The 15798-nt window shown below is 46.7% G+C and carries 11 protein-coding genes; all 11 read left to right on the top strand.

Going from position 1 to position 15798, the window contains the following annotated elements; all coding sequences use genetic code 11:
- Position 1 precedes the first annotated feature (1 nt).
- The 11 genes from MHH63_RS27140 (at position 2) to MHH63_RS27190 (ending at position 15790) form a co-directional block, all read left to right on the top strand.
- The gene (locus MHH63_RS27140; protein ID WP_280752631.1) at positions 2-877 is read left to right on the top strand and encodes an ROK family protein; all 876 of its coding nucleotides are present in this window, start codon (positions 2-4) and stop codon (positions 875-877) included.
- 148 nt (positions 878-1025) lie between these two features.
- Positions 1026-4793, top strand: coding sequence for a GH32 C-terminal domain-containing protein (locus MHH63_RS27145; protein ID WP_341172277.1), 3768 nt, complete (start codon positions 1026-1028; stop codon positions 4791-4793).
- Between the two features lie 309 nt (positions 4794-5102).
- The gene (locus MHH63_RS27150; RefSeq protein ID WP_248547745.1) at positions 5103-6092 is read left to right on the top strand and encodes a LacI family DNA-binding transcriptional regulator; all 990 of its coding nucleotides are present in this window, start codon (positions 5103-5105) and stop codon (positions 6090-6092) included.
- 21 nt (positions 6093-6113) lie between these two features.
- Positions 6114-7094, top strand: coding sequence for an N-acetylglucosamine kinase (locus tag MHH63_RS27155; RefSeq protein ID WP_076125294.1), 981 nt, complete (start codon positions 6114-6116; stop codon positions 7092-7094).
- Between the two features lie 43 nt (positions 7095-7137).
- Entirely contained in the window at positions 7138-8436 is a 1299-nt protein-coding gene (locus MHH63_RS27160; RefSeq protein ID WP_341164590.1) for a 6-phospho-beta-glucosidase, read from the top strand.
- A 24-nt stretch (positions 8437-8460) separates the two neighbouring features.
- The gene (locus MHH63_RS27165) at positions 8461-9387 is read left to right on the top strand and encodes an ABC transporter permease (RefSeq protein WP_076185343.1); all 927 of its coding nucleotides are present in this window, start codon (positions 8461-8463) and stop codon (positions 9385-9387) included.
- Between the two features lie 59 nt (positions 9388-9446).
- A complete protein-coding gene (locus MHH63_RS27170) occupies positions 9447-10337 on the top strand; it encodes a carbohydrate ABC transporter permease (protein ID WP_076185342.1) in 891 nt (296 codons plus the stop codon).
- 45 nt (positions 10338-10382) lie between these two features.
- Positions 10383-12017: an extracellular solute-binding protein gene (locus MHH63_RS27175; RefSeq protein WP_341172278.1), complete on the top strand. Its 1635-nt coding sequence runs from the start codon at positions 10383-10385 to the stop codon at positions 12015-12017.
- 38 nt (positions 12018-12055) lie between these two features.
- Complete coding sequence (locus tag MHH63_RS27180; RefSeq protein WP_341172279.1) at positions 12056-13789, top strand: family 10 glycosylhydrolase; 1734 nt, start codon at positions 12056-12058, stop codon at positions 13787-13789.
- A gap of 265 nt (positions 13790-14054) precedes the next feature.
- Complete coding sequence (locus MHH63_RS27185; protein ID WP_341172280.1) at positions 14055-15338, top strand: DUF1963 domain-containing protein; 1284 nt, start codon at positions 14055-14057, stop codon at positions 15336-15338.
- 122 nt (positions 15339-15460) lie between these two features.
- On the top strand, positions 15461-15790 hold the full coding sequence (locus MHH63_RS27190; protein WP_036675798.1) for a PadR family transcriptional regulator: 330 nt from the start codon (positions 15461-15463) through the stop codon (positions 15788-15790).
- Positions 15791-15798 lie beyond the last annotated feature (8 nt).

Raw genomic sequence — 15798 nt, forward strand, 5'->3', positions numbered from 1 at the left:
TATGCGTATAGGAGCGATTGAAGCTGGCGGAACGAAGTTTATATGTGGCATTGGGAATGAAAATGGGATCATTGAAGATCAGATCAGTTTCCCGACAGAACATCCTGAGTTGACGTTGCCCAAAGTTATTCAATATTTTCAAGACAAACCAGTAGAAGCTATGGGAATTGGATCGTTTGGTCCAATCGATATAAGCCCAGATAGTCCGACGTATGGTTACGTTACAACAACACCAAAACCAGGTTGGGGAAATTACGATATGCTGGGCACTTTGAAAAGAAACTTTTCGGTTCCCTTTGGCTGGGACACGGACGTCAATGCAGCGGCATTTGGTGAAGCCAAATGGGGCGCAGCCCAAGGGTTATCCAGCTGTTTGTACTATACAGTTGGCACGGGTGTTGGTGTGGGAGTGTATTCAGAAGGCAAACTTATTCATGGTCTTGTGCATCCTGAAGGGGGTCATGTTCTTACAAGACGCCATCCTGAAGATGAATTCCCAGGGGGATGTCCCTATCATGGGGACTGCCTAGAAGGGATGGCGGCAGGTCCTGCTATTGAAGCAAGGTGGGGGAAGAAGGGACATGAACTTCCTATAGATCACCTTGCATGGGAAATGGAAGCATTTTATATTGCGCAGTCGATTACGGGTGCTATATTGCTTAACTCTCCTCAGAAAATCATTCTGGGTGGTGGTGTTATGCAGCAGTCCCAATTGTTTCCACTTATTCGGCAGGCCGTGCTACAGAACCTGAACGGTTATGTCAGCTCAAGTACTATTTTGGAACACATAGATGAGTATATCGTTCCACCAGGACTAGGCCAACAGGCGGGATTATGTGGTGCTCTCGCTCTTGGACTCACAGCACTGGAAAGTTAGAGTTCTGCTCAATTGTAAAAGAATATAGAGAGGAGGTCAGTGCAATGAATTGGCCTCCTTCTTATTTTACAATAAAAGAAATGATTGATGATAGAAAAAGAGGGTGAAGAGGATGGTTAATAAGGGAAAAGTAATTTTATCCTTTCTCATGGCAACAGGATTTGTTATGACTTCCGCAGGCATATATGTAGCGAATCCCGGTACGGGTTGGGCTGCGCCCGCTGATCAGGAGGTAAGTAAACAAGCTAAGGAGGGGCTTTCTATTTTTGAAAGCGTAACCAAAACAAACACAAACTTGACAGGTTGGCAAATAAAAGGAAAAGGTAAGTTGGCGGATACTGTGGAAGGGATTTTACTGACTTCCGATCCACAAGAAAATGTAATGGCAATTTCCGAAACGGTGTCAGAGGATTTTATCTATGAAGCTGATGTCATGATCAAGGATATGCAAGCGGACGCGACCTTATTGTTCCGTTCTAATGAAGATGGCTGGAGTTCCTACATGCTCCAAATTGTTCCGAATGCAGGTATGATCCGCTTACGAGACGCAAGTGATGGTGAAGGGAAATTAAAAGAGGAGCGGAAGGTTACTGTTAAGGCAGGAGAGATCTATCATCTCAAGGTGAAAGCAGAGGGTTCATCACTGAAAGTATATTGGGACAATGAATATAAACCTGTGATTGAGGTTCAGGATGATGCGTATCGTACTGGTAAGCTGGGACTCAATGTATGGAATGGTTCTGTTTTGTTCCAAAATATTATCGTAAGCGACCTGAAAGGGAATTTGGGTGCTGTGGTTACAAATAAAGGACAATGGCAGCCTAATATCAACGGCAAAAAAGGAATGGCAGTAAACCAGATGAAGTCACAGCAAATTTATAATAAACAAGCTGCTGATTTTGTATATGAAGGAAATCTATCTCTTCGTCCTGATTCTGTTGCAGCGCTCGCCTTTCGTTCATCGGCTGATGGAACAAAGGGATATGAAGCAGCCCTTACGAAGGAAGGAAATCAGGTTCGTGTAAGTCTGACGAAAGCTAACGGAACAACAATTGCAAGTTCACAGCATATCTATCCAAGTCAGGCCGGAGCAAAACATCATGTAGAGATAAAGGCGAAGGGAAACAGAATTCAGGTCTTTCTAGACGGATACACCCCGGCCGCAATCGATCTAACAGATGAAACCTATACCGATGGATATGCAGGAATCGTTGTTAAACAGGGAACAGCTTACTTCCAGGATACCTATGTGACGGATGCCAGCAATTATTATAGTGAAAAATATCGTCCTCAATACCACTATACGCCAATTCGTGGTTCTGCCAGTGATCCGAACGGGCTTGTCTACTTCGAAGGTGAATATCATCTATTCCATCAGGACGGAGGCACTTGGGCACATTCTGTCAGTAAAGATATGCTGAACTGGAAGCGGCTTCCGATTGCGCTGCCGTGGAATGATCATGGGCATGTCTGGTCTGGATCAGCTGTGGCAGATTTGACGAATGCATCAGGTTTGTTCGGGGATTCAGGAGGTAAAGGTCTAATTGCCTACTACACTTCCTATAATCCCGATGGCCCGAATGGGAATCAGCGTATCGGTCTTGCATACAGCAAGGACCAAGGTCGTACTTGGGAATATTCCAAGACGCGTCCAATGGTTATCGGAAATCCAGGCGATAATGGAGGGGAGCCGGGAGGCTGGGATTTCCGTGATCCGAAAGTGATTCGTGATAATGACAATAACAGGTGGGTAATGGTTGTATCCGGTGGAGATCATATTCGTTTCTTTACTTCAACAAATCTACTTGATTGGACCCTAACAGATAGTTGGGGATACGGGGACTATGTTCGCGGCGGTGTATGGGAATGTCCGGATTTGCTTCAGCTTTCGGTAGACGGAACATCACAGAAGAAATGGGTTCTGATGATTAGTACAGGAGCGAATTCAAAAACAGGCGGATCAGATGCTGAATATTTTGTGGGTCATTTAACAGCGGAAGGTAAATTCGTTAATGATAATCCGGCAGGGAAAGTTTTGCGAACAGATTTTGGAAAAGAATTCTACGCTTCAATGTCTTTTTCGAACATGCCAGATCATCGCAGCGTAATGATGGCGTGGATGACAAACTGGGACTATCCGTTTGCTTTTCCAACAAGCCATTGGAAAGGCGTACTGTCAATCCCAAGAGAAGTCTCATTAGTAACGACAAAAAATGGGATTCAGCTCGCTCAAAGTCCGATCAAGGAGTTGGAATCGCTGCGTAGTCAGCTGTATTCTACTGCTAACAAAGAGGTGAGTCCTTCTTCTCAGAATCTATTGAAAGGGGTTACCTCTGGTGCATACGAGATTGAAGCTGAAGTAGAAATTCCAGCAGGTAGTCAGGTTAGTGAATTTGGCTTTAACGTTCGTGTAGGGGGAAGTCAAAAAACGGTTGTTGGATATAAACCTGGTGAGGGTCGGATTTTCGTGGATCGGTCTGCATCTGGTTTGACGGATTTTTCGAGTCTATTTAATACAAGACATGAAGCGGCAATGCAAACGGAGAACAAGCGAGTTAAGATGCGTATCCTTGTAGATGAGTCTTCTATTGAGGTTTTTGGCAACAACGGTAAAGTTGTTTTCTCTGACGTCATTTTTCCGGATCCAGCCAGCAGAGCTTTGAGTTTTTACACCAAAGGAGGCAACGTAAAAGTCGTATCTCTGAAGGTGAATCAGTTAGGCTCTGTATGGAATCAGGAGACGGGCTCAGCTACCAAGATAATGATGGATACAAGTGATCGCGAACTGAGCAAGGGGCAAAGCGACATACTTTTGGCGATGGTAGAGAATGGTACCGGTAATGGGGCACAGCCGCTTAAATGGAATTCCAGTAACAAGGATGTTGTTGAACTAAACGTGGTGGATAACTCCCAGGCAACCCTTGTAGCTAAAAAAGAAGGCGAGTCTATCATTACCGTCTCTACTCCAAATGGGAAGACATCGGCTAGCTTATTAGTTAAGGTATCTGGGGGTAAATTTCATACGAACTTAAGTGGGTGGACTAAAGATCTATCTGCAGCCTCCTGGGTCATTGGTGAAAATGGGATTCGTGGAAATTACTGGAGTGACGCGAATTATATCGCAGAGAAGCAGGCAGGAGATTTTACTTATGAAGCAGAGATGATGTTAGGGAAATCCGGAGGAGCAGGCTCTATGTTGTTCCGTGCCAGCGAAGATGGACGCAGCGGATACTACTTAAATCTGGATCCGAATATGAAGTCCATCCGTCTGTTTTATAAAATCGACGGCCGTTTTGAAGAGCGTCAGATTCTAGCAAAAGTTCCGACGTTCATTCAGCCGGGTCAAACCTACAAAGTGAAAATCGAAGCGAAGGGCCCGCATATCGTGGTTTATGTGGATGGGCAGAAAGTGATCGACCTCCAGGACGGCGTATTTGCAGAAGGCCGCTTTGGACTACATGTATTTGGCGGAAATGTTTCATATCAAAACGTTAACGTGAGCGGAGAAACACCTGCCGATTTAACCACTTCCAGTCTAGTAAATGCAGAACTAGAGAAATCCCTTTATACAGCAAATCTCGCAAATGGTGAAGCTGTTACACTGAAGGATGCGAATGATTTTACGGATCAGAAGTGGGTATTCGTGCCGACGGGGGACGATGCAGGTTCCTATTCTATTCGTACAACAGCCGGTCAGGCGCTTGATCTAGACACAGGGCAAAATAAAATTCAGTTATACCCTTATCTCGGATATAACAATCAGCGTTGGATTTTTCACAAAAATGATGATGGTACCGTAAGTATTATTTCTGCTCATCATAAGAAAGCGCTGGAAGTATCAGCGGATGGGTCGACACTGTCCCTTAGCGAGCTTGATCCTACTCTTGATCGACAACAATGGGTAATTACCAATTAACCTGAGGATGATAGAAGCAATGGAAGGGGGAATAGCGTGTCTAAAAAGCAACTTGTCTGCGGATGAGTTGCTTTTTGTTTTGGCTGCATTTTATGTATTGACGGATATTGGAAATGTAAGTAGAATGTAAATTAGTTAAAACCTTAAAACTTTTGTAAAGAATTTTGGTGTTCTTGATAAAGGCAAAGCTGACATTCAGTGTGCAATTTTCAATCAGAACATAGAAATATCACGAAAGGTAAGGTTTTTTTATTTACCTAAAAAGTTTAATCGTTTAAACTTTCGGGTGACGGAGGTATGGAAGCTAAGATGAATATACATGATGTAGCCAAAAAGTCGGGACTCTCTGTAGTGACCGTATCCAGGGTGCTTAACAATTTACCATCTGTACGGGAAGCTAATAGACAGAAAGTACTGAAAGCTATGGAGGAATTAAATTATCAACCCAATTCAGCAGCGCGGAGTCTTGTGAGAGGCAAAACGGGAGTCATCGGGATGTCGATTACCAACTTTAACGACTCTTTCTATGACCGGGTTATTCGCGTGGTGAACCGGAAGCTGGCGGCGCAAGGGTATTTTTTAGCCCTATCGATCGCCGAGAATGAGGATGAGGGCGATAATTTCCTGTTTCAGAAGGATCGCGTTGATGGAATTATCCTGTTGTCCCCACTTGAAGAAAAGGCATATGTAGAGGAACTGAAAAGAAAAAATATTCCGTTTGTATTGCTGGATAACCAGTTTCAGCATGAGGATGTGCCTAGCGTCGTGGTCGATAACTATCAAGGCGGGTATGAGGCTACAAAGCACTTGCTCGATCTTGGGCACACTCAAATCGCCTATATTGGCGGCCCTTCGGTATTTCTAAGTGTAGCGGAGCGTAAGCGCGGTTATGTCCAAGCGCTCGAGGATGCCGGGTTAACGCCATTCGGAACGGAATACTGCAGTTTTACAGTAAGCGGCGGCTATGAGGTGGCCAAGAGATGGATCCGCGAAGATAAGCTGCCGACAGCTTTTTTTTCCGGGGACGATTTTATTGCTCTTGGAATGGTTCAGGCTCTCCGGGAAGAGGGAATTCGAGTACCCCACGATATCTCAATTGTTGGATTTGATGATCAGCAGTTCGTAGGTGAATTTTACCCGCGGTTAACGACGGTCAGACAACCTGAGGCACAAATGGGCAATATAGGCGTTGATTTACTACTAAAAATGATCAACGGGGAGGTGATGCCGCCCGCTGTAACGAAGCTTGCTCCGCAGCTACTCATTCGTGAATCCACCGCATCTGTTAGATTACCTTGAATTTTAGGAGTGAAATCATCCGTGAAGTATTTTTTGGGAGTTGATGCAGGAGGCAGTAAAACCCACGCAATGATTGCAGATGAACAAGGGAAGGTCATCGGAGTTGGCAAGGGTGGGATCGGAAATCATCAAATAAACCGTGAGCAGGCGGTGAACAGTTTGCAGCAGGCCATATCGGAAGCAATTATGGCGTCAGGGCTGACCAAGGATCAGCTGGATTACTCCTGGTTCGGCTTAGCGGGAGCGGACAGAGAGGCTGATTTCCGGATTTTGCGACCGATCATCAGCAGCTTTGATCTTCCCCAAACTGAGATTTCCTGCGACACCTGGATTGCCTTGCGGTCAGGTACAGAGAAGAACTATGGGATCGTGCTGATTTGCGGATCAGGCGTGAACTGTAGTGGTAAAAATCCGTTGGGTGCTACATACCAATGTGGTGGATTCGGCTACCGATTCGGGGATTATGGCGGTGGCTATGATTTAAGTATTGAGGTATTCCGTAGCGTCCTTCGGGCGGATGAGGGAAGAGAGAAGGAGACGGTCCTAACCGAACGCTTAACGGAATTGTTGGGCTATTCCAATGTTTCGGAGCTAAGAGAGGATTACCTGGATCATTTCAGAGACCTGCCTCCCCATATTGCTGAACTATTGTTTCAAGCGGCAGAGGAAGGGGACCAGGTTGCCACCGAGCTGCTGGTCAAGCAAGGGGATGAGCTGGGTTTGGCCGCGGCATCGGCCATCCATCGCTTGGGCATGGAGGAGGACTTCTTCGACATCGTACTTGCAGGCAGCCTGCTGACAAAGGGAGACCGCTCAGGCATCATCCGGCGGGCCATTGAGAGAAGAGTGAAGTTGTCGGCTCCGAATGGCACTTTAAGGATTTTGACCCGGGAGCCGGTTGTAGGATCGGTCGTTCTGGCTATGGAAAGCAGCGGTATGCGTGTAGATCAGAAGGTTCTAGATAATCTATCACAGGGGAAAGTACTGAACACAATAGGCTAGTTTTTATAAGACCAAAATGAAAAAGATGAAGGAAGGGTCTATCATGGAGGAAACATTGAAGCTGGTTGTCATCGGAGCGGGATCATCGTATACGCCTGAGCTTATTGAAGGCATCATCCTGCATCACCAAGAGCTTCCCATTCGCGAAGTATGGCTGGTGGATATTGAGGAGGGAAGGGAGAAGCTGCATACGATTGCAGAACTGAGCAAACGCATGATTGCTGAGTCCGGACTGCCGATTACCGTGGTCCAGACGCTTGAGCGCAGGGAAGCCATTGCCGGAGCGGACTTTGTATGTACGCAAATCCGGGTAGGCATGCTGGAAGCGCGCAAATGGGATGAATTAATTCCGCTTCAATACAATGTCATCGGCCAGGAGACTACAGGTCCCGGAGGGATGATGAAAGGCCTACGGACTATCCCGGTCATTCTGGATATTTGCAAAGACATTGAGGAGCTGGCTCCGGATGCCTGGTTGCTGAATTTTACGAATCCGGCCGGTATGGTGACTGAAGCTGTTCACAAATACTCATCGGTAAAAAGCGTAGGCCTGTGCAACTCGCCGATCGGTTTTCAAAAGTGGCTCTCCGAGTTCTTCGGACTTCCTATGGAGAAAATCTACGCGGAGTTTGTCGGCATCAACCATCTGCACTGGGTATCCGATATCGTGATTGACGGTAAAAGCAAGCTGCAGGAGCTCATTGATTACCCGCAGAGCTACAAGGCGAGCAATGTGCCGTTTGATTCCTGGGACTACCGGTTTCTGAATGCTTTGAAAGCGATTCCCTCTTATTACCTGAGCTATTACTATATGACGGACGCGATGCTTGCGGAACAGAAGGAAGCAGCAGCAACGACTGGATCGCGCGCTGAGGTAGTGAAGAAGGTGGAGGAAGAGCTGTTTGAACTGTACCGGAACGTAGAGCTGAAGGAAAAGCCCAAGCAGTTGGAACAGCGCGGCGGAGCCTACTACTCGGAGGCGGCAGTGCTGCTGATGCGCTCCATTTATAATGATTCCCGCGATATCCAGACGTTGAATGTAAGGAATAACGGAATGATTGACTTCTTGCCGGACGATGCCTCTATTGAGGTGAACTGTATGGTAACCAAGCAAGGCCCGCTGCCGATTCCGCTGCGTATAATTCCTCAGCCCATCAAAGGCTTGCTGGCCGCGGTCAAGCAATACGAGTGCCTAACCATCGAGGCGGCTGTGCACGGAGACCGGGATATAGCCCTACAGGCTATGGTTCATCATCCGCTCGTGCCTTCGGTCACCGTAGCTGAACAACTGCTGGATGAAATGCTGGAGAAGAACAAATCGTTGTTGCCGTTGTTTCACTAGAATCGTCCAGAGGAGGAAAAGCGGATGAACACGGCCGAGAAACCGCGTAGATGGAAGAAATTTATCAGTCAATTGGATTTGCAGTCCATGGTTTGGCCGGGAATTATCTTTGTATTCATTTTTAGCTACATTCCGATGTATGGCGTGGTTATGGCATTCCAGCAATACGATATTTTTGGCGGCATTATGAAGAGCCCCTGGGTTGGATTTATGCATTTCAGAATGTTCTTCGAGGCGCCGGAGTTCTGGAATGTGATGCGAAATACCCTTGTGATTAGCTTGCTTAAATTGATTATCTCTTTTCCTGCCCCGATTCTTCTTGCACTGATGCTGAATGAAATCGGGAATATGGGCTTTAAACGGATTATCCAGACCGTCAGCTATTTACCTTATTTCCTGTCCTGGGTTATTGTATCCGGTTTTGTATTTTCGCTGTTATCCGTTGATAACGGAACGGTGAACTATTTGCTGGAGCGATTCAATTTGGTAGGGGAGCCAGTTAACTTCCTGGCGTTACCCAAATACTTTTGGTCGATTCTAGTAAGCGTAAATGTATGGAAAGAGGTCGGATTCGGGAGCATTGTCTACCTGGCCGCGATTGCAGGTATTGATCCAACCCTATATGAGGCCGCTTCTATAGATGGAGCAAGCCGGTTTAAGCAAATTCACTTGATTACACTCCCCAGCATTACCCCCATTATCATTATCTTTATGATTCTTGCCATCGGCAGTCTGCTCAGTGCGGGCTTCGAGGACATTTTGCTGCTGGCAACCAATCCAATTCTGCGACCCTACTCCGATGTTATCGACACCTATGTGTACCGTGTTGGGATTTTAAATGCCAGATTCTCTTATGCGACAGCTGTAGGGCTATTCAAGGCGGTGATCAGTGTCATTCTGCTAGTGACGGCCAACAAAATCGCTCGCCGGGCAGATGTTAGTCTCTGGTAGTACTACTACTCATAGCGAATGCTTCCGATGCTCCATAAACCTTTTAGGAGGAGTGAACAATGAGACTAAGCCTAGGCGACAAAATCATGCAGCGGAGTATTTATACCCTTTTGACGCTGCTGGCGTTACTCATGCTATACCCGTTTTGGAATGCGTTGGTCATTTCCTTTAATCTAGGGAGCGATACGGCGCTCGGCGGTGTAACCTTGTTACCGAGAGCTTTTACCCTGGAAAATTATTATATTGTGTTTCAGGATCAACGCCTGCTGAATTCTTTTCTGATCACCATTCTTAGAACGTTAAGCGGCACGGCATTGTCTGTCTTTTTCACGGCACTGTTAGCCTACGGAATGTCCAAGAAGACATTGCTTTTTCGAAAACAATATATGGTGTTCTTCATGATTACGATGTTCTTCAGTGGAGGGCTCATCCCTAGTTATTTACTAGTTCGCTCTTTGGGTATGCTGGACACCTTTTGGGTGCTGATTATCCCCGGCATCATCAGTGTCTGGAACATGATTGTCATCCGCACCTTCTTCCATGCTCTGCCGGAGGGGTTGGAGGAATCTGCCAAAATCGACGGCAGCAGCAACTACGGCATTTTTTTCCGAATCGTCATTCCCGTCTCCGGCCCGGTGCTGGCCACGATTGCCTTATTCACCGCAGTAGGTTATTGGAATGACTGGTTTACGGGAGCGATCTATATTACAAAGGATCACTTGCTCCCTATACAGACCCTGCTGCGCCAGATTATGAACTCCAACATCATGACCCAAATTGGCTCATCGAATGCTATCGCGCTGGATCATATGAACCGGAATCGGACGATTACCACGAAGTCACTGACTATGGCTACGATGATGATCGCTACCATTCCAATTATCCTGACGTATCCTTTTCTCCAAAAGTACTTTGTTAAGGGCGTAATGATTGGTTCGATGAAAGAATAGCAGTCTCCATATTATGTAGAAAGAAGGGAAAAGATGCGCAATCGTATGAAATGGGTATCTCTTTTGCTGACTTCACTGGTGCTTCTTCTCGCTGCCTGTAGCGGAGGAGGAAATTCTAACACTTCACCAAACACAAGCGAGAAAAATCTGAATACTGAGGCCGCCACAGATGACGGCAGCGGGATCAAGCCCGTCACCTTCAGCTTCTATGGAAACTATGACTGGCTTACGACATCACCCTGGGGGGATAATGAGGCGACAAAATGGATTCAGGAGAACCGTAAGGTTACTGTTGAACCCATACAATCCGGAGGAGCGGCCGGAGAAAAGCTCAACACGATGATCGTCGGCGGTGATTTACCGGATGTCATTTTTACTGACCGGGGATCCTCAGTGGAGCGGCTGGTGCAGGCAGGACAACTCGTTGCGCTGGATGATTACTATGAGAAGTATCCGAACTTCAAGAAATATGTGAAGGAATCCACCCTGAATTTGCTCCGTTCAGAAGACGGGAAAATCTATCAAATCCCGAACTGGTATACATCCGGGCAATTCGGCAACGGCGGATGGATGGTGAATAAAGATATTTATAACGAACTCGGCAGACCGGCGCTGGAGACCTTTGATGATTTGTATCAATATTTGCTTAAGGTGCAAGAAAAGTATCCGGATGTAGTACCTCTGGAGGTTGGGGAGAAGGGGGCAGGTCTGGAAATTATGTATGGTGGTTTTAAGGAGAACTCCACCAGTAAGTTTATTTCACTCATGGGATATCCGGATGGCGACAAGCTGTCATCTATCTTGGATGATCCTGCTTACGAAGAGATGGTGCTGTATATTAATAAGCTGTATCGTGAACGGCTGATTACGCAGGATGCACTGCAGCAAACCCAGGATGCGGTCAAAGAAAAGGTCAATACCAACCGGGTAGCAGTCATGGTCGAATCCAATATCACTACGTATGGAGCCGAGGGACACAGGGCACTGACAGCGAATAATCCGGACAGCGGTTATGAGATTATATGGCCGATTCATAAATCCGGACTAGACAAAACACGAGTGTTTGTAAGCGGCTTTGAGACGCTGGGTTGGAACGTTAATGTCATTACGAAAAAGGCCAAGGATCCAGAGGCCATCTTCGCTTATTTTGACTGGATTACGGGTCCGGAGGGGCAGAAGGTGCTTTTCTTCGGTCCTAAAGGCTTGTACTGGGATGAAGAGGATGCGGACGGAGCTCCAATCCCGAACGAGAAATACAAGACGACTCCTGCTAACGAGCGTACGGAAACGATGCGGAAATTCGAGGACTTTAACTGGGCGGGAAATACGACCTTTATTGATACGGCGAAAATGAGCCTCGAGGCGCTGCTTTCCGCGAACCAGAAATCCTGGGAGACCGTGGCGCAGTCCACGGTGACCTGGAAAACCGCGTTGGATATCACGGAGTTTGTAAATACCGATCCGATTCCGGATACGGAGATCGGCATCATCGCACAGAATATCGGGGATATTTATACCCTTGCTTACGCCCAGATGGTTCAGGCGAAGTCGGATGAAGCGGTGCTGTCAGCGCTAAAGACAGCTAAAAAGAACACCGAAAAAGCGGGGCTGGCTAAGCTGCTTGAATTCAGAACCGAAAAATGGCAGGAAAATGTTAAGAAAATCAACGCGACGAAATAAGACTATTTATAAAATCTTATAATTGTGGAGGCGAGATTATGGCATTTGCGTTGAGATCGAGGTTCATAGCACTGTTAAGCATCGTGTTGGTTTCTTCGATAGCCGGTGGTTCCGTTCCTGTTATGGCCGAAGAGGAGAGTAACCCCCCTTTCGAAACGGAAGTTATTGTACGGACCGTAAACCAGTTTAAGAACATGGCGGATGTCCAGAATTTCATCGCGCTGTCTACAAGCTATGGCGTCGATGTTATTAGCATGAACGTGAAGCAGGATGAAGATGATGAGGTTCCGTCTGGAAGTGTATTTTATCAGAGTGATATCGCACCAATTGCCCAAGGCTACCAGAATTTCGATGCCCTGCAGGCTGTCATTACGGCAGCCCATGCTGCAGGAATCAAGGTTCATGCCTGGATTCCGCAGTTCCATGATCAGCAGGCTTTCCTGGAGCACGATGAATGGCAGATGCAGGCGCTGGTTGACGGGGTTCAGACACCGTTTACAGGTTCTAACGGCAACGAATACTTCGTCAATCCGATTCACCATGAAGTGCAGGAGTATGAGCGTTCCATTATTCAGGAAGTAATCCAGAATTATGATGTGGATGGCGTTGTGCTGGATTGGATCCGCTTCGACAATTACAACATGGACGTCAGTGATTACACGGCCCTGAAGTATCAGGCGCAGTTCGGGTATTCACCGCTCAGCATTGACTTCGAGACAGATTCGCTTCAGCGTGAGCAGTGGAATGAATGGAGAACCGAACAAATCGGACAGTATGTGGGCGATATCCGTCAGGATATCACACAGTCCTCGAAGCCGGATGTGCAGCTCGGCGTGTATATTTTGCCGCCAGAATTCATTGAAGTTGGGCAGAATGTAGCCAAATTCAAGGATGATATCGACTTTGTTGCACCAATGGCGTACTTTGATGACTGGGAGTTCAACAGTGATTGGGTATACAGCACTTCCTACGGAATCCTGAAGGATACGAGCGACCGGATTAGCGGCAGTGACGTGGAAATTGTTGCGACGCTGGATAATGACTGGACAGATGATCAATATCAGGAGATTTACAAGGGAATCCGCGAGAATTATCCAGGTGTGAAGCGTCTGTCGTTCTTTGCTTACGGGGCCTGGCCAGAAGATGAGCTAGCCAATATCAAAGAACGTGAAACCTGGCCTACGCCAGGCTGGACGCCTCCGGTAGAACAAGATTATCCGGCTCAATTACCAGCAGGGTGGAAGGCGCGAAATATTGGTTCCATGCCGGGGAATGTTACCTACAATTCTTCCAATGAGCAATTTACACTCAGCAGCAGCTCTACGGATATCTGGGGAAATGGAGATCAACTGAATTATATATACCAATCCGTGCGGGGCGATGCGGAGATTATTGTTAAAGTGCAGTCCACTAGCCGATTGGACGGCTGGGCCAAGGCCGGCATTATGATTCGGGAGTCGCTGGGTCATAATTCGAAGCACGCAGATATGATGCTTACCCCCGAGAATGGGGCCACCTTCCAGTATCGTGCAGAGACTGCGGGCAATATGGTTGATCAGACTGCGGCTGCCTCGGCTCCAAGATGGCTAAAGCTGACCCGAAGTGGAAATACCTTCAAAGGGGCTATTTCGACGAACGGGAATAACTGGCAAACGGTCGGAACTGTTCAGATTCCGATGAACCGCAAGGTGTATATTGGCATAGCACTTAGCAATCCCGGGGATGACTCGAGGAATAAGGCTGTGTTTGGAAATGTGAAGATTACGGATTAAGCCTAATACAAGGGCACCGGTTCTTCTTTATCCGGGGGAGTTTTCGTTTATCAGGTTAACCAGAAATATTTGGTTGACCTTTTTTTGTTTCCGTTTAAGGTGATGGTGGGGGATATATCCAATTGAAATCTGAAATGAATTTAAAGCTGCTAAATCCGGTGATATATTTAATGCAGCTAATTCTATAATATAGCTAATTCTATAATGCAGTTTAGCTTATTAATAATAGTCTTTGAGAATAACTTATACAGAATAGGAGAGTACGATGAGCGAGCGTATACCCTGCCAAACCTCAGGCTGCAAGGGAAGCATACTTCCTGCAACTGCTTTAAAGACGGGGGGAATCTGCATGCCCTGTCATCAAAGGAAGCTTGCGCTGGAGCAAAAGGCTTATATTGAACAAAATCGAAAAGACATTGATTTGTACGCAGGTGTGAATGATCCGGTTGAAATTCTTAAAATCATGCACAAACCGCGGAGATGGAGCCCGCTTGAACACGAAATCTCCTATCACAAAACCGCGCAAGAGTTGTATCGTCAACTGACTGAAAGCGAAAGGGAGCGATTGGAATCCTACGCCATTGAATTGATGGAAGAAGATGATTTTGACCAGGCTGAGGCTATTTTACTGTCGCTTATATGTTTTTCAAGTGCTTGCATTGAACAGGGGCTGGAGGTTTTTTTTCACAAAGGGAAGTATTATCCCGGTATTCTCTATAAAGAAGCGGGTCAGGAGATCCGCGATATGATCATTCATCAGTTAGAGCATGACTCGGAAAACCGTAATCATTTGCTGCTTGCATTGGCCTGGATTGGCGATGAAGAGGTTGTACGGCAGTTCGAGACATGGCGGCAGCATCCGCCTCGATGGACATCGGAGTTAAATGTGGCTCCGGAAACCTATGCTCACGAAGCAGGATGGGAATTAGATCCCGACGGTGGGAAAAGGCTGCTCTTTTACCCCGAGAGTTATCATTTTGAAGTAAACAGGGACGGAAAAAATGGGCTGGATCGGGATCATACGGCGGTAGCGGCGCTGCAGGAGGGTGAGCATTCCTGCCCTTGGTGTGGCGGTAAATTGACAGTGCTGTTTGATTACGATTTGCAGAATCCACTGGTTCAATTTATGAAGCTTTCCGGCCAGCGGTTAAGGATTGCAGCTTGCATGCATTGTAATTGTTATGGCACCGTGTTTATGAAAGCGGAGCTGGATGGCCAATATTCGTGGAGTGAATATAATACCGTTCCTGATTTTTTGCCTGCAAATGAAGACAGGGAAGAAACAGCATGGCATGCCATGCAGCTATCGGAACGGCAGATGGGAACCTATGAAAATTCGTATTGGATGCTTGAGGCGCCTGCGTCGCAGATTGGAGGACATCCGGCTTGGATTCAGGATGCGGAATATCCTGTGTGCCCTTGCTGTTCGACGACGATGAAGTTTATTGCCCAAATGGACATGGAACAGGCCGAGGACAGCGAGGGGATTTATTATGCATTTTTGTGTGAGGGTTGCCGGCAGGTAGCTGTGAATTACCAGCAGACATAAAAGAGAAAAATGCTGCCTTAGACAACTAAGGACGGCATTTTTTTATTTTGTATAAACATGATGATCAAAGTACCTTGACTGTCACAGTAGTATGATATACAATGCGATTATGAGGTGATGAAATGAGTGAGAACAAAATCACATCCGATCTGCTGCGAGGGCATACCGATACGATGGTATTACGGCTCTTGTCCGAAGCAGATCGTTATGGATATGAAATCGTCAAATTGATTGCTGAGCGTTCCGGAGGCGAGTATGAATTAAAAGAAGCTACGATGTACTCCAGCGTCCGGCGGCTTGAGGCAGACGGTGACATTGAATGGTATTGGGGGGATGAGTCTCAGGGGGGACGACGGAAGTATTTTCGGATTACCGAGAAGGGGAAAGCTGTTTACGCCAATAACAAGACTAATTGGGAGTACGCAAAACGTGTGCTTGAAAACTTATTATAAGGAGACTT

Origin of the sequence: Paenibacillus sp. FSL H3-0310 (assembly GCF_038002785.1) — a bacterium.
In the GTDB taxonomy this organism is placed as follows: Bacteria; Bacillota; Bacilli; order Paenibacillales; family Paenibacillaceae; genus Paenibacillus_AQ; species Paenibacillus_AQ odorifer.

Excerpts from the sequence above, each read along its gene's own strand:
- MHH63_RS27140 (WP_280752631.1), top strand. The coding sequence starts at position 2 with ATGCGTATAGGAGCGATTGAAGCTGGCGGAACGAAGTTTATATGTGGC.
- MHH63_RS27145 (WP_341172277.1), top strand. The coding sequence starts at position 1,026 with ATGGCAACAGGATTTGTTATGACTTCCGCAGGCATATATGTAGCGAAT.
- MHH63_RS27150 (WP_248547745.1), top strand. The coding sequence starts at position 5,103 with ATGAATATACATGATGTAGCCAAAAAGTCGGGACTCTCTGTAGTGACC.
- MHH63_RS27160 (WP_341164590.1), top strand. The coding sequence starts at position 7,138 with ATGGAGGAAACATTGAAGCTGGTTGTCATCGGAGCGGGATCATCGTAT.
- MHH63_RS27165 (WP_076185343.1), top strand. The coding sequence starts at position 8,461 with ATGAACACGGCCGAGAAACCGCGTAGATGGAAGAAATTTATCAGTCAA.
- MHH63_RS27170 (WP_076185342.1), top strand. The coding sequence starts at position 9,447 with ATGAGACTAAGCCTAGGCGACAAAATCATGCAGCGGAGTATTTATACC.
- MHH63_RS27175 (WP_341172278.1), top strand. The coding sequence starts at position 10,383 with ATGAAATGGGTATCTCTTTTGCTGACTTCACTGGTGCTTCTTCTCGCT.
- MHH63_RS27180 (WP_341172279.1), top strand. The coding sequence starts at position 12,056 with ATGGCATTTGCGTTGAGATCGAGGTTCATAGCACTGTTAAGCATCGTG.
- MHH63_RS27185 (WP_341172280.1), top strand. The coding sequence starts at position 14,055 with ATGAGCGAGCGTATACCCTGCCAAACCTCAGGCTGCAAGGGAAGCATA.
- MHH63_RS27190 (WP_036675798.1), top strand. The coding sequence starts at position 15,461 with ATGAGTGAGAACAAAATCACATCCGATCTGCTGCGAGGGCATACCGAT.